We start from the raw sequence: 25,060 nt of genomic DNA on the forward strand, positions 1-25,060 counted from the left end.
AAACAGCCGACTCATTGCGCCATCGGTCGGCGCGTGAGTCGGCTGTTTTTTCAGTGGGCTGATTTTTCCAGGTCACGCAAACGGAAGCGCTGGATCTTGCCGGTGGCGGTCTTGGGCAGTTCGGCCACAAATTCGATGAAGCGCGGGTATTTGTAAGGGGCCAGTCGCTCCTTCACAAAGGCTTTGACTTCTTCTTGCGTCAGGCTTTGGCCCTGTTTGAGCACGATGAAGGCCTTGGTCTTGGTCAGGCCGTCGGTGTCTTCCTTGCCGATCACGGCGGCTTCGAGGATCGCCGGGTGCTGCACCAGCGTGGCCTCGACTTCGAAGGGCGAGACGTAGATGCCGCTGACTTTGAGCATGTCGTCGTTGCGCCCGGCGTAGGTGTAGTAGCCGTCGGGGTCGCGGGTGTACTTGTCGCCGCTCTTGGTCCACACGCCCTGGAAGGTGTCGCGGGTCTTTTCGCGGTTGTTCCAGTACATCAGCGCGGCACTGGGGCCCTGGATGTAGAGGTCGCCGATCTCGTTGTGGCCAGTGACCACGCTGCCGTCTTCGTTGCGCAACTGCACCTCGTAGCCGGGCACGGCCTTGCCGGTGGTGCCGTAGCGCACATCGCCGGGGCGGTTGGACAAGAACACATGCAGCATTTCGGTGGAGCCGATGCCGTCGATGATTTCGCAGCCAAAGTGGGCTGTCCAGCGCTCGCCAATGTCACGCGGCAGGGCTTCACCGGCCGATGAGCACAGGCGCAGCGCGACCTGGTTTTTGGCGGGCAGATCGGGGCTGGCCAGCATGCCGCCGTAGCCGGTGGGCGCACCATAAAACACGGTGGGTTGGTGGTCAACCATGCGCTTGAAAGTCGCTTGTGGGGTGGGGCGCTCGGCCATCAGCACCACGCTGGCGCCCACGCTCAAAGGGAAGGTCAGGGCGTTGCCCAGGCCGTAGGCAAAGAACAGCTTGGCCGCCGAGAACACCACATCGCTTTCGCGCAGTTCCAGCACGCCTTGGCCGTACAGCTCGGCCGTCCAGTACAGGTTGCCCTGGCTGTGCACCGTGCCCTTGGGTTTGCCGGTGGAGCCGGACGAATACAGCCAGAAGGCCGGTTCATCGGCCAGGGTCTGTGCGGGCAGCACCGGGTTGTTCTGGGCCACGAATTCGGCCATGTTGTACTGGCCTTGTGCCAGTGCGCCTGCGGGGCGTGACACCACCACATGCTGCACTTCGGTTTTGACCAAATCCATGGCAGCTTGCAGCGTGGGCAGCAAGGCCCCAGAGACCAGTGCCGCCTGGGCACGGCTGTTGGTGAGCATGAAGGCATAGTCTTCGGCCGTGAGCAAGGTGTTGACCGCCACAGGCACCACGCCCGCGTAGAGCGAACCCAAAAAGGCCACCACCCAGTCGCTGCTGTCTTGCATGAGCAAGAGCACGCGCTCTTCGCGTTTGAGGCCCATGGCCTTGAGGCCACCGGCAAAGCGGCGGATCTGCTCGGTCAACTCGCCATAGGTCAAAGCGCCGACGTCGTCGATCAGGGCGGTTTTGCCAGCGCGCCCGGCGTTGGTGGCGATCAGGTGTTGGGCAAAGTTGAAGTCGGCAGGTGGTGGGGTCACATGGGTCATGGGGAGTCTCCTTGGGGTCTCAATGCGCTTTTAACGGTATTTTGTAGGAGCTTGCCCTGCAAGCGATTGAATCGCCAGCAGGACTGGCTCCTACAAGGCCAGGGCCGCGCCTTGTGCGGCCAGCGCGTCCAGGGCCAGCGAGCTGCCTTGCACGGCGCTGCGGCGGTGGTAAAAGTTCAGGGCGCGCAAGCCCCCCAGCTCTTCGCCACCACCGGCGCGGCCAGGGCCGCCGTGCAGGCTCATGGGCATCACGTTGCCGTGGCCACTGTGCAGGGCTGCCACATCGGGCGAAATCGCATGCACACGGCCGTGGCTGCTGGCCAGGGCCACCGAAGCCTGCGCGGTGAAGGTGGGGTCTTCGCTGTAGACCGAGCAGACCAGTGAGCCTTCGCCCCGGCGGATCATGGCGTAGGCCTCGTCGATGCTGTCGTAAGGCATCAGCGTGGACACCGGGCCGAACACCTCGACCGCGTGCAGCACTTTGGCGCTCATGGGCGATTCGGTGCCCAGCAGCACCGGGGCGACGCAGGCGCTGGCCGCATCGGCATCGACCAGGGCGGCGCTGTTGCCGTCATACAGCACGGTGGCTTCGGTCTTCAATTGCGCCAGACCCGCCAGCACGCTGGCTTTTTGTTCCTGGCTGACCAGTGCGCCCATGCGCACCGTTTCATTGCGCGGATTGCCCACAGTGGTTTTGGCCAGGCGCGCGCCAATGGCTTCTGCGGCGGCTTGGTAGAGCGCTCGTGGCACAAAGATGCGGCGGATCGCGGTGCACTTCTGGCCCGATTTGACGGTCATCTCGCGGGCGACTTCGGCCACCAGCAGCTTGAAGGCTTCGCTGTCTGCCGTGGCTGCGGGCGAGAGCAGGGCGGAATTGAGGCTGTCGGCTTCGATGTTGCAGCGCACCGACAGCTCGGTCACGGCGCGGTGGCTGCGGATGATCTTGCCGGTCTCTGCCGAGCCGGTGAAGCTCACCACGTCAAAGGCTTGCAGTTGGTCCATGAGACCTGCTGACGAGCCGCAGATGACCGACAGTGCGCCCACAGGCAGCACGCCCGCATCGACCACGTCTTTCACCATGCGCTGGGTCAGCCAGGCGGTGGCCGTGGCGGGCTTGATGATGACGGGCACGCCCGACAGCAGGGCGGGCGCAGCTTTTTCCCACAAACCCCAGCTGGGGAAGTTGAATGCGTTGATGAACAGCGCCACGCCCTGCGTGGGCACCTGGATGTGCTGGGTCTGGAAGGCCGGGTCCTTGGCCATGCGGATGCGCTGGCCGTCGAGCAGCAGTGTGGCGTCGCCCAGGGTTGCGCCCTGTTTGGCGTAGTAGCCCAGGGTGAAGATCGCACCGTCGATGTCCACGCCCGAGTCCTTGGCCACGGTGCCGCTGTTGGCGGTGGCGATCTCGTAATAGGCATCGCGGTTGGCCTGCAGCACTTCCGAGATTTTGGTGAGCAATGCGGCGCGCTGGCTGTAGCTCAGGGCGCGCAGGGCCGCGCCGCCTTGTTCACGGGCAAAGGCAAAGCCTTCGGCCAGATCGATGCCTGCATTCGACACGCGCGCCAGCTCGGTGCCCAGCACCGGGTCGAACATGGGCGTGCCTGCGCCCGTGCCGGTTTGCCAGCGGCCTGCGAAGAAGTTGGGGAGCAAAGAGGTCGTCATGTGCGTGGCTTTCAGAGGGTCGATTTCAGGCGACGGGTTCGGGTGAGCATGCAGTGGCATGCAACAAAAAACTGTTCTTGGGGCTCAGTTGGCGGTATAAACAGCAGCTGATGCACTATTGTGCGTGCCTTGGAGTATGCATTAAAGTGCATGTTTTGGGGTTGTTGAAAATAAAGGGTTTTCCCTAGTTTGTGATCAAAGGTTGAGCATGACATCTCAAGAGTCCACGTTGATGGAAGCTTCCGAGCCCGAGACAAAGCGCAGTCCGTTTCTGGAAGCGCTGGGCGAGCGTGTGCGCACCTTGCGTTCGCGCAAGGGCATGACGCGCCGTGCTGTGGCGGTGGCGGCCGACGTGTCCGAGCGCCATCTGGCCAACCTCGAGTACGGCACAGGCAACGTCTCGGTGCTGGTGCTGTTGCAAGTGGCCAATGCCCTGCAATGTTCATTGGCCGAATTGCTGGGCGATGTGACGACCACTTCGCCCGAATGGTTGCTCATCCGTGAATTGCTCTCCAAGCGCAGCGAGGCCGATCTGCGCCGTGCGCGCGTGCAGCTGAGCGACATGTTGGGTGAGGGTGGTAATGCGCAAGAGCGCAAAAACCGCATCGCCCTGATTGGTCTGCGGGGTGCAGGCAAAACCTCGCTGGGCCAGCGCCTGGCCGATGACATGGGCTTCCCTTTCATTGAACTCAGCCGCGAGATCGAGCAGTTTGCCGGTTGCCAGATCAGTGAAATCCACAACCTGTACGGCGCCAATGCCTACCGCCGTTACGAGCGCCGTGCTTTGGAGGAGGCCATTCAAATCTACCCCGAGGTGGTCATTGCCACGCCCGGCGGCCTGGTGTCCGATTCGGCCAACTTCAATTTGCTGCTCTCACATTGCACCACCGTGTGGCTGCAGGCCGATGCCGCCGACCACATGGGCCGCGTGGCCGCGCAAGGCGACATGCGCCCCATGGCGGCCAGCCGCGAAGCCATGGAAGACCTCAAGCGCATTCTGGAAGGGCGCTCGGCCTTTTATTCCAAAGCCGACCTGGCCATCAACACCAGTGCGCGCACCGAAGACCAGGCATTTGATGCCTTGCGTACTTCGGTTCGCCAGCATTTGCAGCTGCCAGCTTGATTTGGGTCTGGGTTTTTCATTTCCTAGGGTAAACACTTAGTAAATGCAATAAAGTGCATGTTGATGTTCTGAATTGTCTGCACTAAACTTCAGCTCAACATGCAATGAAATGCATTTTTTGACCGAAATCAAATCCATCACCCTTCAACGGAGACATCCATGACCGCAGCGCCACAGGTTGACTACCAAACCAACCCCTCCCAATACAAGCACATCAATCTGGCCTTTGATGGCGAGATCGCCACCTTGTCCATCAACATCAACGAAGACGCCGGCATCCGCCCTGGCTACAAACTCAAGCTCAACAGCTACGACCTGGGTGTGGACATCGAACTGCACGACGCACTGCAACGCATCCGTTTCGAGCACCCCGAAGTGCGCTCGGTGGTGGTGACCAGCCTGAAGGACCGTGTGTTCTGCTCCGGCGCCAACATCTTCATGTTGGGCGTGTCCACCCACGGCTGGAAAGTGAACTTCTGCAAGTTCACCAACGAAACCCGCAACGGCATCGAAGACTCCAGCAAGCACGACGGCCTGAAATTTGTCGCGGCCCTGAACGGCGCTTGCGCTGGCGGTGGCTACGAGCTGGCTTTGGCCTGTGACGAAATCGTCTTGGTCGATGACCGCTCCAGCGCAGTGTCTCTGCCTGAAGTGCCTTTGCTGGGCGTGTTGCCCGGCACCGGCGGCCTGACCCGCGTGACCGACAAGCGCCATGTGCGCCACGACCTGGCCGACATTTTCTGCACCAGCGTCGAAGGCGTGCGCGGTCAAAAAGCCGTGGACTGGCGTCTGGTCGATGCGATTGCCAAGCCTGCTGTGTTTAAAGAAGCTGTTCAGGCCCGCGCCACCAAGCTGGCCGCCGGCAGCAATCGTCCCGTGGGTGTCCAAGGCGTGACCTTGACCCCGCTGAACCGCACCATTGCGGCCGACAGCCTGAGCTACACCAACGTGACTGTGGAGATCGACCGCGCCAAGCGCATCGCCACTTTCACTGTCAAGGCCCCTGCCACCGCCCAGCCTACCGACATCGCCGGCATCCAGGCTGCGGGTGTGAACTGGTGGCCCCTGCAAATGGTGCGTGAACTCGACGACGCCATCCTGCACATGCGCACCAACGAACTCGACATGGGCACCTGGGTGCTCAAGACCTCGGGCGACGCTGCTGCCGTGCTCGCGGCGGATGCCGCCATGCTGGCCAACAAAGACCACTGGTTCGTGCGTGAAACCATCGGCCACCTGCGCCGTACTTTGGCCCGCATGGACGTGACCTCACGCAGTCTGTTTGCACTGATCGAAGAAGGCTCTTGCTTTGTTGGCACGCTGGCCGAGCTGGCTTTCTGCGCCGACCGCGCTTACATGCTGGCATTGCCCGATGACGCCGCCAAGGCGCCTAAGCTGCAATTGAGCGAGATGAACTTCGGTTTCTTCCCCATGGTCAACGACCAGACCCGTCTGCAGCGCCGCTTCTACGAAGAAGTGCCTGCGATGGAAGCTGCGCGTGCGGCCATTGGCCAATCTCTGGATGCCGATGCCGCTCTGGCCTTGGGCCTGGTGACGGCAGCCCCTGACGACATCGACTGGGCCGACGAGATCCGTCTGGCATTGGAAGAGCGCACCTCCATGTCGCCCGATGCTTTGACCGGTCTGGAAGCCAACCTGCGCTTTGCCCAGAAGGAAAACATGGCCACCCGCATTTTTGGTCGCCTGACCGCCTGGCAAAACTGGATCTTCCAGCGCCCCAACGCCGTCGGCGAAAAAGGTGCCCTGAAGGTCTATGGCAAGGGCGAAAAAGTCCAGTTCGACCTGAACCGCGTTTGATGACGTTGTGCAGCGTGGTTCCCGGTGGTCCGCGCTGCAACCGAAATTTGACCCCACCGTTGCTTTAATTTCTGGAGACTCTCATGTCCGGTATCAACTACAGCGAAAAAATTCCCAACAACGTCAATCTGTCGGAAGACCGCACGCTGCAACGCGCGCTCGAGCAGTGGCAGCCCAACTTCATCAACTGGTGGGACGACATGGGCCCCGAAGGCTCCACCGATATGGATGTGTACCTGCGCACTGCCGTGAGCGTGGACCCGCAAGGCTGGGCTCAGTTTGGCCACGTCAAGATGCGTGACTACCGTTGGGGCGTCTTTTTGAACCCCGGTGAACAAGACCGCAAGATCCATTTTGGCGACAACATCGGCGAAAAAGCCTGGCAAGACGTGCCTGGCGAACACCGCGCCAACCTGCGCCGCATCATCGTGACGCAAGGCGACACCGAGCCAGCGTCTGTCGAGCAGCAGCGCCACCTGGGCCTGACTGCGCCCAGCATGTATGACCTGCGTAACCTGTTCCAGATCAACGTCGAAGAAGGCCGCCACCTGTGGGCCATGGTGTACCTGTTGCACAAATACTTCGGCAAAGACGGCCGTGAAGAAGCCGACGCGCTGCTGCAACGCAACAGCGGCAACGAAGACAACCCCCGCATCCTGCAAGCCTTCAACGAGAAGACGCCTGACTGGTTGAGCTTCTTCATGTTCACTTACTTCACCGACCGTGATGGCAAGTTCCAGCTGTGCGCTTTGGCCGAGTCCGCGTTCGACCCGCTGGCCCGCACCACCAAGTTCATGCTGACCGAGGAAGCGCATCACATGTTTGTGGGCGAGTCCGGCGTGAGCCGCACCATCCAGCGCACTGTCGATGTGATGAACCAGCTCAAAACCGACGACGTGGCCAAGCTGCGCGCTGCGGGTGTGATCGACCTGCCGACCATCCAGCGTTACATCAACTTCCACTTCTCGGTGACCATCGACTTGTTCGGTGCCGACCAGTCGTCCAACGCCGCCACCTTCTACAGCTCGGGCCTGAAAGGCCGTTACGAAGAAGGCAAGCGCACCGATGACCACGTGCTCAAGGGCAACAGCTACAAGATCCTGTCGGTCGAAGACGGCAAGTTGGTCGAGAAAGAAGTGCCGATGCTCAATGCTTTGAACGAAGTGCTGCGCGACGACTACATCACCGATTCCAAAGGCGGTATCGACCGTTGGAACCGCGTGATCGCCAAGGCCGGCATTCCTTTCACTTTGACTGCCCCGCACAAAGCGTTCCACCGCAACATCGGCTCTTTGTCCGGTGCCAAGATCACGCCCGATGGCCGTGTGGTGACCGACGAGCAGTGGATGGCGCAAGTGGGCGAGTGGTTGCCTACGAACGAAGACCGCGCCTATGTGGCCAGCCTGATGGGCCGTGTCGTCGAGCCAGGCAAGTTCGCCAACTGGATCGCGCCACCCGTCATGGGCATCAACCGCCAGCCTGTGGACTTTGATTACGTCCGCTTCAACTGATTGAGTCTCTGATTTGACTGCTGCCTTTGCTTCGTTGCAGGGGCGGCAGTTGACAGAGGAAGGGGCGGGTTCCTCATACGTGGTACCGGAAAATCGTCACCCGCCCCTTCCTCTGTCAACTGCATGGTGTGCGCAAAGCACACCTGATGCCGGTAGACTGCCATGTTTGCAAAGGCGATGAGCGGCGCTATGGCTTGGGGCCGGGCACCGATTTTCCGGTACCCCGTATGAGGTGCCCGGCCCCAAGCCATAGCGTCGCGGACCCAGCAGACCAAAAACAAAAGCCGAAGACACAACAAGAAAGCCAAGACATGAGCGCCGAATCGATCCTGATCAAACAGCACGTCATCGACCCTGAGATCTGCATCCGCTGCAACACCTGCGAAGCGATCTGCCCGGTGGGGGCCATCACCCACGACTCGCTCAATTACGTGGTCAAGGCCGACATCTGCAACCTCTGCATGGACTGCATCTCGCCATGCCCCACAGGCTCGATCGACAACTGGCGCATGATGCCCAAGGCCAAGGCCTACAGCATCGAAGAACAACTCAAGTGGGATGAATTGCCGCCAGAGCTGAGCGCCGAAGAACTCGCTGCCGCTGGTGGTGGCGATGCAGGCGCAACGCAAGAAGAAGCCCAAGCCGCTGTTCAAGCTGCGGCCTCCTCATCGGCATCGGCGGTCACAACCGCTGTCGCTTCCGGTTTCAACTCGGCCCAGTTTGGTGCCACCATTCCTCCCTGGTCTGCGGCACACGCCTACACCAACCTCTATGGCCCCAAGGCCGCCGAAAAAACCATCACCGCCACCGTGACCGGCAACCTGCGCGTGACCGAAGTCGGCAAAGACTACGACACCCACCACGTCGTACTCGACTTTGGCAACCTGCCTTTCCCGGTGCTCGAAGGCCAGTCGATCGGCATCCTGCCACCCGGTGAAGACGCCAAAGGCAAGCCGCACCACGCCCGCCAATACTCGATTGCCAGCCCCCGCAACGGCGAGCGCCCAGGCCACAACAACCTGTCGCTGACCATCAAGCGCGTGCTCGAAGACCATGACGGCCAACCCGTGCGCGGCGTCGGCTCCAACTACATGTGCGACCTCAAGGTGGGTGACAAAGTGCAGGTGATCGGGCCGTTTGGCGCGAGCTTCCTCATGCCCAACCACCCCAAGAGCAACATCGTCATGATCTGCACGGGCACGGGCTCCGCCCCCATGCGCGCCATGACCGAATGGCGTCGCCGCCTGCGGGCCAGCGGCAAGTTCGAGGGTGGCAAGCTCATGCTGTTTTTTGGGGCCCGCACGCCTGCCGAGCTGCCGTACTTTGGCCCGCTCAACAACTTGCCCAAGGACTTCATTGACATCGAATTTGCCTTCTCACGCGAAACCGGCAAAACCAAGCGTTATGTGCAGGACGCGCTGCGCGACCGCGCCGCCGACGTGGCGGCCTTGCTGAAAGACGGCAACACCTGTTTCTATGTGTGTGGCCTCAAAAGCATGGAAGAGGGCGTGGTCATGGCCCTGCGCGACATCGCACAGAACGCCGGACTCGATTGGGACAGCATTGGCGCTGCACTCAAAAAAGAAGGTCGTTTGCACCTCGAAACCTACTGATTCAGCATGGCGAACGCTACCCACATTGGCTTGGAACAGGTTCGCCAGCAACTGCGCCAACCGCGTTCGCAGCTCAAAGGCCGTCAGGCCAGCGATGAAGCGCGCGCCGAGGTGCGCGCCCTGATCGGTGCACCGCCCGCAGACGGTCACCGCCGGGATCTGTTGATCGAGCACCTGCATGTGCTCAACGACCATTTCCATGGTCTGTTCGAGCGCCACATCGTGGCGCTGGCGGCCGAGATGCGCTTGCCCGTGGTCGAGGTGTTCGAAGTCGCTTCGTTCTACCACCACTTCGAGATACTGAAAGACGAGGACACGGCCCCGCGCATCACCGTGCGGGTGTGCGACAGCCTGAGCTGTAGCCTGGCGGGCAGCGACAGCTTGCTGGGCCAGTTGCAAAATGATCTGCAGAGTCAGGGCTCGGGTGTGAAAGTCGTGCCCGTGCCCTGCCTGGGCCGCTGCGAGCAGGCCCCGGCCGCGCAGGTGGGACAGCAGGCTGTGGCGCATGCGACCTTTGACGCGGTAGCGCAGCGTGTTGCCCTGAATCAGACCGAACCCAACGCCTTGCCCGATGTGATACGCATGGCGGCTTACCAGAACGCTGGTGGCTACCAGCTGGCGCAGCAGGTGGCCGCTGGCCTGAAGGACCACGAATCTGTGATTCAGTGCCTCGAATCCTCGGGCCTGCGGGGTCTGGGCGGCGCGGGTTTCCCGGTCGGCCGCAAATGGCGCATCGTGCGCAGCCAGCCCGGCCCACGCCTGATGGCGGTGAACATCGACGAGGGCGAGCCCGGCACCTTCAAGGACCGCACCTGCCTGGAAGCCGACCCGCACCGTTTTCTGGAAGGCGTGCTGATCGCGGCCAGCGTGGTCGGCTGCGAAGCGGTCTACATCTACCTGCGCGACGAATACCACGAAGCGCGTGTGCTGCTCACGCAAGCGCTGGCCGAGCTGCATGCCAACCCGCCTTGCGCCTTGCCGCGCATTGAATTGCGCCGGGGCGCGGGGGCTTACATCTGCGGCGAAGAGTCGGCCATGATCGAGAGCATCGAAGGCCAACGCGGCGAGCCGCGTCTGCGCCCGCCCTATATCGCCGAGGTGGGCCTGTTTGGTCGCCCGACCCTGGAGCACAACTTCGAGACCCTGTACTGGATTCGCGAACTGCTGGAGCAGGGCGCGGACAGCTTTGCATCGCACGGTCGCCATGGCCGACAAGGCCTGCGCCGCTTCAGCGTGAGCGGGCGCGTGAAGCACCCGGGCGTCAAGCTCGCGCCTGCGGGCATCACGCTGCGCGAACTGGTGGATGAACACTGCGGTGGCATGGCCGAGGGGCACACGCTGTATGCCTACCTGCCTGGTGGCGCCAGCGGCGGCGTCTTGCCCGCGCACCTGGCCGATGTGCCGCTCGACTTTGACACTTTGCAGCCGCATGGTTGCTTCATCGGCTCGGCCGCCGTGATGGTGCTCAGCCAACACGACAGCGCCCGCGAAGCGGCCCTCAACGTGATGCGCTTTTTTGCGCACGAAAGCTGCGGCCAATGCACACCCTGCCGAGTGGGCACAGACAAGGCGGCTCAGTTGATGGCTTCGCCGGTTTGGGATGCCGACACCCTGCAAGACCTGGCGCAGGTCATGGGCGATGCATCCATCTGTGGTCTGGGTCAGGCCGCACCCAACCCGATCCGCTGCGTGTTGCAGTATTTCCCGCACGAAGTGGGGGTGGCATGATGAGCGCTGATGTGTCGTGGGAGCGAGCCCCCGCTCGCGAATGTCAGCCGGAGCCGCGTCGAGCATTCGGCCGCAGGGGCGACCTCCCACAGAGACTGTTCGCCACATTGCGGAGCCGAACATGAGCACCGTTCTATTCACCCTCAATGGCCAAAGCGTCGAGGCACCTGCGGGCCAAAGCATTTTCAACATCGCCAAAGGTTTGGGCATCGCCATCCCGCACCTGTGCCACAAGGAAGGTCTCGCGCCCGATGGCAACTGCCGCGCCTGCGTGGTCGAAGTGGCCGGCGAACGCACGCTCGCGCCCAGCTGCTGCCGCAGCGCCACCCCCGGCATGCAGGTGCAGACGAACAGCGAGCGCGCCGTCAAAAGCCAGAAGATGGTGCTGGAGATGCTGCTGGCCGATCTGCCCGAGCAGGGCCACAAGTGGCTCGATGACCGCGCCGAGGCCCCGCATGGCGAGCTGAGCCAATGGGCCGAGCACCATGGCGTGCAGGTGCGTCCGGCGTTGGCCGCACTCCAGCGCGAGGCGGTGCCCGCTGATCTGTCGCACCCGGCCATGGCCGTGAATTTGGACGCCTGCATCCAGTGCAACCGCTGCGAACGCGCTTGCCGCGACCTGCAGGTCAACGATGTGATCGGTTTGGCCTTTCGGGGTGCGCACACGCAGGTGGTGTTTGACCTGGCCGACCCGATGGGCGGCAGCAGCTGTGTGGGCTGCGGTGAATGTGTGCAGGCTTGCCCTACGGGTGCGCTCATGCCCAAGAGTCACATGGGGCCGCAAAAGGTGGACCGCGAGGTGGACTCCGTCTGTCCGTTTTGTGGCGTCGGTTGCCTTGTCACTTACCAAGTCAAGGATGAAAAAATCGTCAGCGTCCAAGGCCGCGAAGGCCCGGCCAACGAAGGCCGTTTGTGCGTCAAGGGCCGTTTTGGCATGGACTACATCCATAACCCGAACCGCATCACGACGCCGCTGATCCGCAAGCCGGGTGTTGCCAAAGACCTGGGCCTGATCGACGGTCACACCGACTGGCGCGAAGTCTTCCGCGAAGCCACATGGGAAGAAGCGCTCGACATGGCGACGAAACCCCTCAATGCCTTGCGTGAGCAACACGGCCCCAAGTCGCTCGCCGGTTTTGGCTCGGCCAAGGGCAGCAACGAAGAAGCGTATTTGTTCCAGAAGCTGGTGCGCACCGGCTTTGGCAGCAACAACGTGGACCACTGCACGCGCCTGTGCCACGCGTCGAGCGTCGCGGCCTTGCTGGAAGGCGTCGGCTCGGGCGCGGTGAGCAACCCGGTGCGCGATGTCGAGCACTCGGACCTGATCCTCGTGATCGGCTCCAACCCCACCAGCAACCACCCCGTGGCCGCCAGCTGGATGAAGAACGCCGCCCAACGCGGCACACGCATCGTGCTGGCCGACCCGCGCATCACCGACATCGGCCGCCACACCTGGCGCAATCTGCAGTTCAAGGCCGACACCGATGTGGCACTGCTCAACGCGATGCTGAATGTGATCGTGACCGAGAACTTGTGCGACGAAACCTTCTTGCGCGAGCGTGCCGACAACGTGGCCGAACTCAAGGCCCACGTGCAGGACTACACACCCGAGGCCATGAGCCCGATTTGCGGCATCCCTGCAGACAACATTCGCGAAGTAGCACGGGCCTATGCCACTGCCAAAGCCGCCATGATTTTGTGGGGCATGGGCGTGAGCCAGCATGTGCATGGCACGGACAACGTGCGCTGCCTGATCGCGCTGGCAAGCATCACCGGCCAGATCGGCCGGCCCGGCACGGGCTTGCACCCGCTGCGCGGCCAGAACAACGTGCAGGGCGCGAGCGACGCGGGCCTGATCCCGATGATGTACCCCAATTACCAGCGGGTCACCGACAAGTCCGCGCACGACTGGTTTGAGAAGTTCTGGGGCACCCCACTGGACGACCAGCCCGGCTACACCGTGGTCGAGATCATGCACAAAGCGCTGGTGGATGACAGCGACCCGCACAAGGTGCGCGGCATGTACATCATGGGCGAGAACCCGGCCATGAGCGACCCCGACCTGAACCACGCCCGCCACGCGCTGGCGAGCTTGCAGAACCTGGTGGTGCAAGACATCTTTTTGACCGAAACCGCCTGGCTGGCCGATGTGGTGCTGCCCGCCAGCGCCTGGCCCGAAAAAACCGGCACCGTCAGCAACACCGACCGCACGGTGCAAATGGGCCGTCAGGCGGTGCCGCCGCCGGGCGATGCGAAGCCCGATTTGTGGATCGTCCAGCAGATCGCGCAGCGCATGGGCCTGAACTGGGCCTACGCGGGTGAGCACGATGGCGTGGCTGAGGTCTATGAAGAGATGCGCCAGGCCATGGCTCCAGCCATTGGCGGCATCGATTGGGCGCGCCTGAATGCGGGCTCGGTCACTTATCCCTGTGTGAGTGCCGATGACCCGGGCCAGCCCATCGTTTTTCACGACCACTTTCCCACGAAAGACGGCCGGGTCTGGCTGGTGCCCGCCAGCCTAATTGCGGCGGCCGAACAGACCGATGCCGACTATCCCCTGGTGCTCATCACCGGGCGGCAGCTGGAGCACTGGCACACCGGCAGCATGACGCGCCGTGCCACGGTGCTCGATGCGCTGGAGCCTGCGGCCACGGCCTCGATGTGTGGTGCCGACTTGGCGCGCCTGGGTTTGCAGGCCGGGCAGCAGGTGCGCATTGCGTCGCGCCGGGGTGAGGTGCAGCTGCAACTGCGCCGTGACGATGGCACGCCCGCCGGGGCGGTGTTCATGCCGTTTGCCTACGTCGAGGCGGCCGCCAACGAGTTGACCCACGCCGCGCTCGACCCGTTCGGCAAGATCCCGGAGTTCAAATACTGCGCGGTACGGGTCTCGGCGCTGCAGCCCTCATAATCCGGCGCTGTCCACCCCTTGTGCTGAACAGCTTGCAGCACAGGGGCTTCATCCAGCGCACCGGCGGGGGGAATTTCGCTTGAACATTGACGTGCAAACCATCTTCTGGATGGACGCCTTTCTTTACCTGATGCTGCATGCAGCCATCTGGTATGGCCTGGCGCGCTACCGCAGTGGTCTGGTCGCGTTGTGGAGTGTCTCGGGCCTCTTCAGCGCGCTGGCGGTTGCGGTCTTGGGTTGCCGGGGCATCCTGCACACCGATGTGGTGGTCTTCTGGGGTGTGCTGTTCATGGCCTTGGGCAATTTCGGGCGTCAGGCAGCGCTGCGCTCACTGGATGGCCCTGCCAACCGCCGTTGGCTGTGGGGCATGGGCTTGTTCAACGGGGTGTACCTGCTGGTCACCTACGGCTTTTATTTTTCGGGGGGCTCCGAGGCCGGTGTGATCTTGCTGTTTTACGCTTTTTACACCCTCAATTGCCTGGAATACGTGTGGTCAGGCCGGGGCATTGCCGCCACGCATGACCCCTTTGGGTCCCGTGCAGTGCAGTCGGCCGGGTGGTTGCTGGTCGGCAGTTTGGGCATCAAGACCATGGCTTTGCTGGGCGGTTGGGGGGCTGTGGATTTGTATGAAATGTCCTGGGACCAGGCGGTGGTGTTTGGAAGCCAGTTTGTCGCCATCACCATGCTCAGCGTGGGCTTCATGCAGATCTTTGTGGAAAAAATACACAAAGCCCAAATTCAGGCAGAGCAGGGCCTGGCGCGTGAACAGGAGCGCTCGGCCTTGTTCCAGCAACATTCGAAAGATTTGGCGGTGCTGCTCAGTGAACGCGAAGAAATCATCCGCCAATTGACTTTGTCCAACAAAAGCGCGGGCATGGGGGCGTTGGTGGCCAGCATCGCGCACGAGCTGAACCAACCACTGACCACCATCGTCCTCAAAACCGAGTTGATCGAAGCCCACCTGAAAAAAAAGGGCGACCTTGCAGTGGCCGAGACCGAGGCCCAGAAATTGGCCGCCCTGATCCGCGACGACACCCGCCACGCAGCAGCCATCATCCGCACTTTGCGCAGCATGTTTTCCAGTGGCAAGGGCGAGTTTGAACGCATGGACTTGGCCACTTTGGTGCAGGACGTCATCAACATCGTGCGCGTGCGTGCGGAGCGTTGCGGGATTGAACTGGATGTTGATTTGAAAACCCCCTTGCCCATGACGGGGGATGTGACCCAGCTTCAGCAGGTGGTGCTCAATTTGTTGAACAACGCCATCGACGCCTTGGTTGAAAAACCAGCACAGCCGTCGCGCATTGGCGTCACGGGCACGCTTCGCCCCGGCTTTGTGGATTTGAAAATTTCTGACAACGGTTGTGGCATCGATCCTTCACAGCAAGCCGATGTGTTTGCCTTGTTCAAAACCTCCAAATCACAAGGCATGGGTGTGGGCCTGTGGCTGAGTCAGTCCATCGTGGCGTCTCACCGTGGGCATTTGGGTTTTGAGAGCGAGGTCGGACAAGGTACGGTATTCTTGCTCAGCCTGCCATCACACGATTACGTGTTGGCATCTTGATCTTCCATCTCTCCAAGGGTTTTGCTGTCCATGTCTACACGTCCGCAAATTGATGTGGCGGTTCTGATGCGCCGTGAGGCGGTGCAAGGGCCAATGGCACGCTGGCAGGCCTGGCGTTGGGTGCTGGCCGATGTGGTGCCGCACGAAACCGGTTTTGGCACCGAGCCACGTTGCTTGCGCCAAACAGACGGGGAGTCGCTCTGGATGCACCCCGCCCGCGAAGTGGCGCTGTTCACCGACGATGCCGAAGGCTATTGGCTCAACGCCACGTCGCCCACCCCCTGCTACTTTGTCATGTGGCGACCGGTCGATGCCGAAGACGGCGGTGAGCCAGTGGCCATGCCACAAGCTGTGAGTCTGAGTTACCACGATGCAGGCCGTTGGCTGGACGCACAGGAAACCGTGGAAACCGTGCCCGCGCCTGCTGATGTGGTGGCGTGGATGGCCGGTTTTGCCGAGCAGTATTTTGTGCCAGAAGAGAAAAAACGCCAGCGCCCGCAAAGCTTCCAGCGCCTGACGGATCGCTTCGGGCAACCGGTATCGGTCAGCACCGATACCAAGCGCAAAGGCGGAAGGTCTGGGGCATGAGTGAGCATTTTTTCAGCCGTTGGTCGCGCCGCAAACAAGGGCTGGATCAAGGACCGGAGCCAGAGCTTGCCCAAGATGCGTCGCAGCGGACGCTCGCCAGCACAGAGGCCAAAGCGGCTCCAGCAACCCCCCTGTCTCAACAGCCGCCGAAAACGGCAGGCGCCAAGCCCGCTTTTGAAGACGCTTCGGGCCATGCTGCGGGGCATGACCAGCCGCCCATGCCCACCCTTGAAGACGTGCAGGGTCTGACGCCAGCGTCTGACTTTCAGACCTTCATGCGCGAAGGCGTGCCCGGTGAGGTGCGCAACGCCGCCATGAAAAAACTCTTCACCGATCCGCACTTCAACGTGATGGATGGGCTGGACATCTACATTGGTGACTACAACACCCCTGACCCCCTGCCGCCGGGCATGCTGGAAAAAATGGTCGGGGCCGAGTTGTTGAACTTGTTCCCGAAAAAGCCCCAAGACTTGCCAAGCGAGAAGGCCGCACCCCAGGCACAGGAAAACCCTGAGCAAAGTCCTGACGCACCAGAAGGCTCGCCACTTGTGGCACAGTCGCCGCAATCCCAAACGACCCATGCGCTGCAGGCCACCCCTGTCCTGCAGGCAGTTGACCCTTTAGAACATGACCACCCTGATTTGCAACTGCAACCAAACCATGCCCCTGCAAGCCCAGACCTTGGGCAAAGCACTGGGTGAAGACCTGACGCTGCACACCACGCTGTGCCGCCGCGAGGCCGGGCACTTTCAAAAAGCCGTCAAGACCGGTGAGACCGTGGTGGTCGCCTGCACCCAGGAAAAGCGCCTTTTCAGTGAACTGGCCGAGCAGACCGAAGGCGCCATCTCGCCCATCCGCTTCGTCAATATCCGGGAAACCGGTGGCTGGGCCCGCGAAGCCGAACACGCCATGCCCAAAATGGCCGCCCTTTTGGCTGCAGCCCGCCTGCCCGAACCCGAGCCAGTGCCCACCGTGACCTACAAAAGCGCGGGCCGTGTGCTCGTCATGGGTGCGCTGGATGCCGCTGAGCGTGCGGCCAGCTTTTTGTCTGACGCCATGCAGGTCACCATCTGGGCCGAAGGTGCGGGCAATGCTGGCGGCAGCCAGGAGCGCCGTTTCCCGGTAGTGGCCGGGCGCCTGCAAAGCCTCACGGGTTGGCTGGGGGCTTTTGACGTGTCGTGGGACGCCAGCAACCCGATCGATCTGGACCTGTGCACCCGTTGCAACGCGTGCGTGGCCGCTTGCCCCGAGCAGGCCATTGGCCTCGATTACCAGGTGGACCTGTCGCGCTGTACCTCGCACCGCGATTGCGTCAAAGTGTGCGAAGCCGCAGGGGCCATCGACTTCACCCGCGATGCTCGCCCCCAGACCGAACGCTTTGATGTGGTGCTCGACTTGCGTGGCGACAACGCCTCGCCCACTTTCACATCGCACGCCTTGCCGCAAGGCTACTTCCGCTGGGATGGGCAAGACCTGCAAACCTTGCTCAAGGTGCGTGAGCTGGTGGGCGAGTTTGAAAAGCCCCGTTTCTTTGCCTACAAACAAAAGCTCTGCGCCCACAGCCGCAACGAACAAGTCGGCTGCAATGCCTGCGTGGACATTTGCTCGGCCGAGGCCATCAGCTCCGACAAAAGCCGCCAACAAATCGTGATCAACCCCAACCTGTGCGTGGGCTGCGGGGCTTGCACCACGGCTTGCCCCACCGGGGCGCTCACCTATGCCTACCCACGTCCGGCAGAGCAGGGCACCAAAATCCGCACGCTGCTGTCGGCCTACCAGGCCGCAGGTGGGCGCGATGCCGCACTGCTTTTGCACAGCCAGGACAAAGGCCAGGCCCTGATCGACGAACTGGGCCGAGGTGCCCAGCTCAAAGTCATGCAAGGTGTGCCTGCCCGTGTGATGCCCGTGGCCTTGTGGCACACGGCCAGCGTGGGCCTGGAGTTGTGGCTGTCGGCCATCGCCTACGGCGCACGTCAAGTGATGGTGTTGCTCACCGATGAAGAAGCGCCGCAATACCGCGCCGCCCTCATGGAACAAATGGCCGTGGCCCAAAGCCTGCTCAACGGCCTGGGTTACACCGGTGTGCATTTCCAGTTGATCGAGGCCAAAAACCCGACATCGCTCGATGCCGACTTGCAGCGCCTGGCCGCCCGCAGCCTCAAGGCTTCGGCCTTGCCTGCCGGGCCCACCGTAGCGGCTCGCCATGCCGTGCAGGCCGAAAAACGCAGCAACCTGGAGCTGGTCATCGACCACTTGATGGCCCACGCACCTGTGATGGCGCAGGGCGACAGCACGCGCCCCAAGGCGCTGGACTTGCCCGCCGCCGGATCGCCCCTAGGCACCATTGTGGTCGATGGCAGCAAATGCACGCTGTGCATGAGCTGCGTGGGGGCTTGTCCTTCGTCGGCGCTGCAAGACAACCCCTTGCAGCCTGAGATCCGTTTCATTGAGAAAAACTGCGTGCAATGCGGCCTGTGCGCCAAGACCTGCCCCGAAGACGCCATCACGCTCCAATCGCGTTTGTCGCTGTTGCCCGAGCGCCAGCAGCCCCGCGTGCTGCACGGCAGCCCGCCTTATGCCTGCATCCGTTGCAGCAAACCGTTTGGCACGCTCAAAGGCATTGAGACCATGCTGGGTCGTTTGGCCGGGCACAGCATGTTCCAAGGGGCAGCACTCGAGCGCCTCAAAATGTGCGGTGACTGCCGCGTGGTGGACATGTTCACCGACGAGAACCAGGTCCGCATCGCGGGTGCCAACACACCTTCCAAACCTCAATAAATTGTTGCCATGAGTCAAGACCTGAACCTGTCCGCCAGCAGCCATGCACTGGACGAAGAAACCGCCCGGGCCGAAGTCTATGGCCTGCTGTCCCAGCTGTATTACCAAGCGCCCAGTGCCGAGCTGTTGGGCCAGCTGCAAGTGGCGGTGACTGAGGCACCCGATGCAGGCGGCTTTCTGGAGGAGCCCTGGCGTGAGCTGGTGGCCTGTGCCCGCAGCATGAGCCAGGCGCAAATGGCAGCCGAATTCACCAGCCTGTTTGGCGGCGTGGGCAAACCCGAGGTGTACCTGTTTGGCTCGCATTACCTCAGCGGGTTCTTGAACGAAAAGCCCCTGGTTCGGTTGCGCGACGACCTGGCCGAGCTGGGCTTGGCCCGCAGCAACGACATGTCTGAGACCGAAGACCATGTGGCCTATGTGTTTGAGGTCATGCGGTTCCTGATTGCCGGTGACGATGTGTCGGTGTCCAACCTGACCCGTCAGCAAGCCTTTTTCAACCAGCACGTGCAACCCTGGTTGCCTGCCATGTGCCAAACCCTGCAAGCCCAGCCTCGCGCTGTTTTTTATGCCTGTGTGGCCGCATTTACTGCAGCCTTCATCAGCGTGGAGTCGCAGGGCTTTGACTTGGTGGCGTGATTGAAAAAATTTGAAATCGTTTTGCAAAAAATCTCAAATTGAGTCAGCCTGACTTGACTGCTCAGGCGGTAGCTCAGTGTTCGCGAGCACACAAGACCATGGGGTGAGTACTTTGAATCTCATTCGCTGGGCACATCACCAAGCGATGTAAGGGTTTTTACCTTGAGAACGGTCTTTGGGGTCGTTAACATCGTCCTATGCAAAAACTTGCCTAAGTCAATAGGCCATTGGTTCAATCCTCTCTGGAGTCTTCATGTCTTCCAAAACTTCTTCTTTGTCGCGCCGCGGCCTCTTTTCGGGTGCTGCGACCGTAGGCGCTGTGGCTGCGGTCACCGCCGTGTTGCCTGGCGTGGTCAAGTCGACCGCGCCCGTGGCGGCGGCCTTGCCCAAACCCACACGCGGCGGTGGTTACATGCTGAGCGAACACGTTCAGCAGTACTACAAGACCACCCGCGTCTGATCCCGCTTTCGCCTTCTTTTCTGTTGACCCCCAACTGGAGCCCTCCATGTTGCTGACCAAAAAACAAACCGGCACGGCCGGTGTTGAGTCTTCCCCCTTCGTCCACAGCTTGCGCCGTGGTTTGTCGCAGGCTTTGCCCACACTCGATCGCCGCAGCTTTCTGCGCCGCTCGGGTCTGGGTGTTGGTGTCGGCTTGGCCGCATCGCAGCTGAGCCTGGTCAAAAAGGCCCAGGCTGCGACCGATGCTGGCGTGCTTGGCGCAGGCAAGGTTGAAGTCAAGCGCACCGTGTGCACCCATTGCTCGGTGGGCTGCGCGGTCGATGCCGTGGTCGAAAACGGCGTCTGGGTCCGCCAGGAAGCCGTGTTTGACTCGCCGATCAACTTGGGCGCGCATTGCGCCAAGGGTGCCGCCCTGCGCGAGCACGGCCACGGCGAATACCGCCTGCGCTACCCCATGAAGCTGGTCAACGGCAAGTACGAGCGCATCAGCTGGGACACCGCCCTCACCGAGATCAGCGCCAAGATGCTGGAGCTGAAAAAAGCCAGCGGCCCCGACAGCGTGTATTTCATCGGTTCGTCCAAGCACAACAACGAGCAAGCCTATTTGCTGCGCAAGTTCGTCAGCTTCTGGGGTTCCAACAACTGCGACCACCAGGCCCGCATTTGCCACTCCACCACGGTGGCCGGTGTGGCCAACACCTGGGGTTATGGCGCCATGACCAACTCGTACAACGACATGCAAAACAGCAAGGTCGCTTTGTACATCGGCTCCAACGCGGCCGAAGCGCACCCCGTTTCCATGTTGCACATGCTGCACGCCAAGGAAAACGGCTGCAAGATGATCGTGGTCGATCCACGCTTCACCCGCACCGCCGCCAAGGCCGACGAATTCGTGCGCATCCGCTCGGGCACCGACATCCCGTTCCTGTTCGGCTTGCTGTACCACATCTTCAAAAACGGCTGGGAAGACAAGAAGTACATCAACGACCGCGTGTACGGCATGGATGCCGTCAAGGCCGATGTGCTGGCCAAGTGGACACCTGACAAGGTTGAAGAGGCCTGCGGCGTCAAAGAAGACCAGATGTTCAAGGTCGCCAAGATGCTGCACGACCACAACCCAGGCACCATCGTCTGGTGCATGGGCCAGACCCAGCACACTATTGGCAACGCCATGGTCCGCGCCTCCTGCATCTTGCAGCTGGCCTTGGGCAACGTGGGCAAGTCCGGTGGCGGCACCAACATTTTCCGCGGCCACGACAACGTGCAAGGCGCGACCGACGTTGGCCCCAACCCCGATTCGCTGCCCGGTTACTACGGCTTGGCCGAAGGCTCGTGGAAGCATTTCGCCAAGGCGTGGGGGGTGGATTTCGAGTGGATCAAAAAGCAGTTCGCCTCGCCCGCCATGATGGGCAAGAACGGCATCACCGTGTCCCGCTGGATCGACGGTGTGCTCGAAAACAACGAGCTGATCGACCAGGACAGCAACTTGCGCGGCGTGTTCTATTGGGGCCATGCCCCCAACTCGCAGACCCGGGGTCTGGACATGAAGCGCGCCATGGACAAGCTCGACTTGTTGGTGGTGGTGGACCCTTACCCATCGGCCACCGCTGCCATGGCCGCGATGCCCGGCAAAGCCGAAGACCTCAACCCCAACCGCGCCGTGTACCTGCTGCCCGCCGCCACGCAGTTTGAAACCAGCGGTTCGTGCACCGCTTCCAACCGCTCGTTGCAGTGGCGCGAGAAGGTGATCGAGCCTTTGTGGGAAAGCCGCAGCGATCACATGATCATGCACCAGTTCGCCGAAAAGTTGGGCTTTGCCAAAGAGCTGTCCAAGAACTACAAAATGCAAAAAGTCAAAGGCATGGACGAACCCATGCCCGAAGACATCCTGCGTGAAATCAACAAGTGCGTCTGGACCATCGGCTACACCGGCCAGAGCCCTGAGCGCCTGAAGGCCCACATGAAGAACATGAACGTGTTCGACGTGAAAACCCTCAAGGCCAAAGGCGGCAAGGACAAGGAAACCGGCTACGACTTCACGGGTGATTATTTTGGTCTGCCATGGCCTTGCTACGGCACACCCGAGCTCAAGCACCCCGGCTCACCCAACCTGTACGACACCTCCAAGCACGTCATGGACGGCGGCGGTAACTTCCGCGCCAACTTCGGTGTGGAGCGCGAAGGCAAGACGCTGCTGGCCGAAGACGGATCGCACTCGCTGGGTGCAGACATCACCACCGGCTACCCTGAGCTGGACCACATCCTGCTGAAAAAGCTGGGCTGGTGGGACGAGTTGACCGAAGCCGAAAAAACAGCGGCCGAAGGCAAGAACTGGAAGACCGATTCGTCGGGCGGCATGATGCGTGTGTTCATGAAAGAACACGGCTGCCATCCGTTTGGCAACGCCAAAGCGCGTGCTGTGGTCTGGAACTTCCCCGACCCGATTCCGCAGCACCGCGAGCCGCTGTACGGCACGCGCCCCGACATGGCGGCCAAGTACCCCACGCACGAAGACAAAAAAGCCTTTTGGCGTCTGCCCACCCTGTACAAAACTGTGCAGGACAAAAACATCGCCGACAAGGCCTACGAGAAATTCCCGCTCATCCTCACGTCCGGCCGATTGGTCGAGTACGAAGGCGGCGGTGAAGAAACCCGCTCCAACCCCTGGTTGGCCGAGTTGCAGCAAGAGGCCTTTGTCGAGATCAACCCCAAGACCGCCGCTGACCGTGGCATCCGCAACGGCGACCGCGTCTGGTTGTTGGGGGCCACCGGTGCCCGCTTGAACGTGCAGGCTTTGGTGACTGAGCGTGTGGACACCGGCACGGTGTGGATGCCGTTCCACTTCTCGGGGCGTTGGCAAGGTGCCGACATGTTGGCGCACTACCCCAAAGGGGCCGCGCCCATCGTGCGCGGCGAGGCGGTCAACACCGCCACCACCTATGGTTATGACAGCGTCACCATGATGCAAGAGACCAAGACCACCATCTGCAACATCGAGAAGGCTTGAGGAGAACACGATGGCACGAATGAAATTTATTTGCGATGCAGAGCGTTGCATCGAATGCAACGGCTGCGTCACCGCTTGTAAAAACGAACACGAAGTCCCATGGGGCGTGAACCGCCGCCGTGTGGTCACACTGAACGATGGCGTTCCCGGTGAAAAATCGATCTCGGTGGCTTGCATGCACTGCTCGGACGCGCCTTGCATGGCCGTCTGCCCGGTCAACTGCTTTTACAAGACCGAAGAAGGTGTGGTCTTGCACGACAAGGACATCTGCATTGGCTGCGGCTACTGCTCTTATGCCTGCCCGTTTGGCGCGCCCCAGTTCCCTTCCAGCGGCACTTTCGGTGTGCGCGGCAAGATGGACAAGTGCACCTTTTGTGCCGGTGGTCCCGAAGAGCACGGCAGCCAAGCCGAATTCGACAAATACGGCCGCAACCGCCTGGCCGAAGGCAAGCTGCCCGCCTGCGCCGAAATGTGCTCGACCAAAGCCCTGCTGGCGGGGGATGGCGACGTCATCACCGACATCTTGCGCGGCCGAGTGATCAGCCGTGGCAAAGGTGCCGAAGTCTGGGGCTGGGGCACCGCCTACGGCAACCAAGCCAAGCAAGGAGCCTGAGCATGAAAGCAGCCTTCATCATTTGTAGCGCCGTTTTGCTGGTGGCTTGTGGCGAAAAGCCGCAAGAAGTCAAGGGCGTGCGCACCGACAAGCCGGCCCAAAATGGCACTGGCGTGGCCGCGTTCACTGCGCCAGGCTGGCAAGCCGGTGACAAAGACGGGTGGGCCAACCACCTCAAGGCCCGTGCCACTTATGGCATGAACGACCACGTCCGCGCCCCCAAGTGAGCGCCAAGGAGAAGTTCATGCGCCGCTTCTTAGTGTCTATCGGGCTGGCTCTGGCTGCGTGGGGCGTTGCCGCCCAAACGCAGGCACCAGCCACTGCCTCTGCTGCCACACCTGCTGAAACCAGCATGGGTGTTAAAAGCGCCAACATCTTCCAGATCGCGCCCGGTGCGGACGCCGATCCGAAGTACAAAGACCAGACCAACGCCGAACGTGGCCAAGTCCAGCCCGGCAACAACGCGCCCATGTGGCGTTCGGTGGGGCAGGGCGTGACCGGTTACAGCAGCTTGCCCAAAAGCCAGGCGCCCGAAGCCGGCAACCTGATCCAGCCCTTTGTGCAATACCCCGGTTCTCGCCTGGCTTCGGCCGGCGAGTCATGGCGCCAGGTGCGCAACAAGATCATCATCCCTTACGGTGGTGCCTTGTTGTTGATCGCGCTGGGTGCTGTGGCTTTGTTCTATTTTGGCAAGGGCACGCTTGAATTGCATGGCCAAGAAACCGGCCGCAAGATCGAGCGCTTCACCCCCTTTGAGCGCTCAGCCCACTGGGCCAACGCCATCGCATTTTGCTCACTGGCCATCTCGGGCGTGGTCATGGCTTACGGCAAATTCTTTTTATTGCCCGTCATCGGTGCCACGCTGTTTGGCTGGTTGACCTACGCGCTCAAAAACCTGCACAACTTCGCAGGCCCCTTGTTTGCGGTGTCTTTGGTGGTGGTGTTTGTCACCTTCCTCAAAGACAACATGCCCAGTAAGGACGACGTGGTCTGGCTGCTCAAAGGCGGTGGTTTGTTCTCGGGTACCGAAGTGCCTTCACACCGCTTCAATGCGGGTGAAAAGCTGGTGTTCTGGGGCGGTGTGCTGTTCCTGGGCGCGATCGTGGTGGCTTCGGGCCTGGTGCTCGACAAGCTCATTCCCGGCCTTATTTACGAGCGCAGCACGATGCAAATCGCCAACATGGTCCACGGTGTCGCCACCTTGTTCATGATGGCCATGTTCATCGGCCACATCTACATGGGCACCATCGGCATGCGCGGTGCCTACAAGGCCATGCGTGAAGGCTACGTTGACGAAACCTGGGCCAAAGAACACCACCAACTTTGGTACGACGACATCCAGGCCGGCAAGATCCCGGCCCAGCGCTCTGTGCCTGCGGCTGCGTCTGCTGCGTCTGCACCTGTTGCATCTACGGCTTCTGTTTGAGCCAGGAGAACT

General features: G+C 61.6%; 18 protein-coding genes. 16 read left to right on the top strand and 2 right to left on the bottom strand.

Translation table 11 applies throughout. The features are described from left to right. Nucleotides 1-50: 50 nt before the first annotated feature. Both ACZ5VE_RS02350 and ACZ5VE_RS02355 read right to left on the bottom strand, forming a co-directional pair. Entirely contained in the window at nt 51-1,613 is a 1,563-nt protein-coding gene (locus ACZ5VE_RS02350) for a benzoate-CoA ligase family protein (RefSeq protein ID WP_464456480.1), read from the bottom strand. Nucleotides 1,614-1,703: 90 nt separating this feature from the next. Then, complete coding sequence (locus ACZ5VE_RS02355; protein ID WP_464456481.1) at nt 1,704-3,275, bottom strand: 3,4-dehydroadipyl-CoA semialdehyde dehydrogenase; 1,572 nt, start codon at nt 3,273-3,275, stop codon at nt 1,704-1,706. A gap of 208 nt (nt 3,276-3,483) precedes the next feature. On the opposite strand from ACZ5VE_RS02355, the gene ACZ5VE_RS02360 reads away from it, so the two are divergent. The 16 genes from ACZ5VE_RS02360 (at nt 3,484) to ACZ5VE_RS02435 (ending at nt 25,048) form a co-directional block, all read left to right on the top strand. Further along, nucleotides 3,484-4,398: a helix-turn-helix transcriptional regulator gene (locus ACZ5VE_RS02360; RefSeq protein ID WP_464456482.1), complete on the top strand. Its 915-nt coding sequence runs from the start codon at nt 3,484-3,486 to the stop codon at nt 4,396-4,398. A 159-nt stretch (nt 4,399-4,557) separates the two neighbouring features. Next, a complete protein-coding gene (gene boxC / locus ACZ5VE_RS02365) occupies nt 4,558-6,216 on the top strand; it encodes a 2,3-epoxybenzoyl-CoA dihydrolase (RefSeq protein WP_464456483.1) in 1,659 nt (552 codons plus the stop codon). 83 nt (nt 6,217-6,299) lie between these two features. Next, nucleotides 6,300-7,727 (top strand): benzoyl-CoA 2,3-epoxidase subunit BoxB, encoded by a 1,428-nt coding sequence (boxB, locus tag ACZ5VE_RS02370; RefSeq protein WP_464456484.1) that lies wholly within the window; start codon nt 6,300-6,302, stop codon nt 7,725-7,727. A gap of 311 nt (nt 7,728-8,038) precedes the next feature. Continuing rightward, entirely contained in the window at nt 8,039-9,340 is a 1,302-nt protein-coding gene (gene boxA, locus ACZ5VE_RS02375; RefSeq protein ID WP_464456485.1) for a benzoyl-CoA 2,3-epoxidase subunit BoxA, read from the top strand. Between the two features lie 6 nt (nt 9,341-9,346). Next, complete coding sequence (locus tag ACZ5VE_RS02380) at nt 9,347-11,068, top strand: NADH-ubiquinone oxidoreductase-F iron-sulfur binding region domain-containing protein (RefSeq protein WP_464456486.1); 1,722 nt, start codon at nt 9,347-9,349, stop codon at nt 11,066-11,068. A gap of 121 nt (nt 11,069-11,189) precedes the next feature. After that, entirely contained in the window at nt 11,190-13,976 is a 2,787-nt protein-coding gene (fdhF, locus tag ACZ5VE_RS02385; RefSeq protein ID WP_464456487.1) for a formate dehydrogenase subunit alpha, read from the top strand. Nucleotides 13,977-14,055: 79 nt separating this feature from the next. After that, nucleotides 14,056-15,540, top strand: a complete 1,485-nt coding sequence (locus tag ACZ5VE_RS02390) for a sensor histidine kinase (RefSeq protein WP_464456488.1) — start codon at nt 14,056-14,058, stop codon at nt 15,538-15,540. 30 nt (nt 15,541-15,570) lie between these two features. Continuing rightward, nucleotides 15,571-16,128: a DUF3305 domain-containing protein gene (locus ACZ5VE_RS02395; RefSeq protein ID WP_464456489.1), complete on the top strand. Its 558-nt coding sequence runs from the start codon at nt 15,571-15,573 to the stop codon at nt 16,126-16,128. Beyond that, nucleotides 16,125-16,829, top strand: a complete 705-nt coding sequence (locus ACZ5VE_RS02400) for a DUF3306 domain-containing protein (protein WP_464456490.1) — start codon at nt 16,125-16,127, stop codon at nt 16,827-16,829. Before ACZ5VE_RS02395 ends, ACZ5VE_RS02400 begins: the two co-directional genes overlap by 4 nt. Continuing rightward, nucleotides 16,756-18,906 carry a 4Fe-4S binding protein gene (locus ACZ5VE_RS02405; protein ID WP_464456491.1) on the top strand — a complete coding sequence of 717 codons (2,151 nt, stop codon included), beginning with the start codon at nt 16,756-16,758 and terminating at the stop codon, nt 18,904-18,906. Before ACZ5VE_RS02400 ends, ACZ5VE_RS02405 begins: the two co-directional genes overlap by 74 nt. Before the next feature lie 9 nt (nt 18,907-18,915). Continuing rightward, nucleotides 18,916-19,542: a TorD/DmsD family molecular chaperone gene (locus ACZ5VE_RS02410; RefSeq protein ID WP_464456492.1), complete on the top strand. Its 627-nt coding sequence runs from the start codon at nt 18,916-18,918 to the stop codon at nt 19,540-19,542. A 253-nt stretch (nt 19,543-19,795) separates the two neighbouring features. Next, nucleotides 19,796-20,002: a formate dehydrogenase gene (locus tag ACZ5VE_RS02415; RefSeq protein WP_464456493.1), complete on the top strand. Its 207-nt coding sequence runs from the start codon at nt 19,796-19,798 to the stop codon at nt 20,000-20,002. Nucleotides 20,003-20,048: 46 nt separating this feature from the next. Further along, nucleotides 20,049-23,009, top strand: a complete 2,961-nt coding sequence (locus ACZ5VE_RS02420) for a formate dehydrogenase subunit alpha (RefSeq protein WP_464456494.1) — start codon at nt 20,049-20,051, stop codon at nt 23,007-23,009. Between the two features lie 10 nt (nt 23,010-23,019). After that, nucleotides 23,020-23,622, top strand: a complete 603-nt coding sequence (fdh3B, locus tag ACZ5VE_RS02425) for a formate dehydrogenase FDH3 subunit beta (RefSeq protein ID WP_108285983.1) — start codon at nt 23,020-23,022, stop codon at nt 23,620-23,622. Between the two features lie 2 nt (nt 23,623-23,624). Then, a complete protein-coding gene (locus tag ACZ5VE_RS02430) occupies nt 23,625-23,849 on the top strand; it encodes a hypothetical protein (RefSeq protein WP_464456495.1) in 225 nt (74 codons plus the stop codon). Nucleotides 23,850-23,866: 17 nt separating this feature from the next. After that, the gene (locus ACZ5VE_RS02435) at nt 23,867-25,048 is read left to right on the top strand and encodes a formate dehydrogenase subunit gamma (RefSeq protein WP_464456496.1); all 1,182 of its coding nucleotides are present in this window, start codon (nt 23,867-23,869) and stop codon (nt 25,046-25,048) included. The last annotated feature ends 12 nt before the right edge of the window (nt 25,049-25,060 follow it).

It is taken from the genome of Limnohabitans sp. INBF003, from assembly GCF_055396645.1.

Bases quoted from the DNA above. Each gene is read 5' to 3' on its own strand.
- ACZ5VE_RS02355 (WP_464456481.1), bottom strand. From the start codon at position 3,275: ATGACGACCTCTTTGCTCCCCAACTTCTTCGCAGGCCGCTGGCAAACC.
- ACZ5VE_RS02380 (WP_464456486.1), top strand. From the start codon at position 9,347: ATGGCGAACGCTACCCACATTGGCTTGGAACAGGTTCGCCAGCAACTG.
- ACZ5VE_RS02395 (WP_464456489.1), top strand. From the start codon at position 15,571: ATGTCTACACGTCCGCAAATTGATGTGGCGGTTCTGATGCGCCGTGAG.
- ACZ5VE_RS02360 (WP_464456482.1), top strand. From the start codon at position 3,484: ATGACATCTCAAGAGTCCACGTTGATGGAAGCTTCCGAGCCCGAGACA.
- ACZ5VE_RS02435 (WP_464456496.1), top strand. From the start codon at position 23,867: ATGCGCCGCTTCTTAGTGTCTATCGGGCTGGCTCTGGCTGCGTGGGGC.
- ACZ5VE_RS02415 (WP_464456493.1), top strand. From the start codon at position 19,796: ATGTCTTCCAAAACTTCTTCTTTGTCGCGCCGCGGCCTCTTTTCGGGT.
- ACZ5VE_RS02420 (WP_464456494.1), top strand. From the start codon at position 20,049: ATGTTGCTGACCAAAAAACAAACCGGCACGGCCGGTGTTGAGTCTTCC.
- ACZ5VE_RS02400 (WP_464456490.1), top strand. From the start codon at position 16,125: ATGAGTGAGCATTTTTTCAGCCGTTGGTCGCGCCGCAAACAAGGGCTG.
- ACZ5VE_RS02430 (WP_464456495.1), top strand. From the start codon at position 23,625: ATGAAAGCAGCCTTCATCATTTGTAGCGCCGTTTTGCTGGTGGCTTGT.
- fdh3B (WP_108285983.1), top strand. From the start codon at position 23,020: ATGGCACGAATGAAATTTATTTGCGATGCAGAGCGTTGCATCGAATGC.
- ACZ5VE_RS02350 (WP_464456480.1), bottom strand. From the start codon at position 1,613: ATGACCCATGTGACCCCACCACCTGCCGACTTCAACTTTGCCCAACAC.
- boxC (WP_464456483.1), top strand. From the start codon at position 4,558: ATGACCGCAGCGCCACAGGTTGACTACCAAACCAACCCCTCCCAATAC.
- ACZ5VE_RS02410 (WP_464456492.1), top strand. From the start codon at position 18,916: ATGAGTCAAGACCTGAACCTGTCCGCCAGCAGCCATGCACTGGACGAA.
- fdhF (WP_464456487.1), top strand. From the start codon at position 11,190: ATGAGCACCGTTCTATTCACCCTCAATGGCCAAAGCGTCGAGGCACCT.
- boxB (WP_464456484.1), top strand. From the start codon at position 6,300: ATGTCCGGTATCAACTACAGCGAAAAAATTCCCAACAACGTCAATCTG.
- ACZ5VE_RS02405 (WP_464456491.1), top strand. From the start codon at position 16,756: ATGACCACCCTGATTTGCAACTGCAACCAAACCATGCCCCTGCAAGCC.
- boxA (WP_464456485.1), top strand. From the start codon at position 8,039: ATGAGCGCCGAATCGATCCTGATCAAACAGCACGTCATCGACCCTGAG.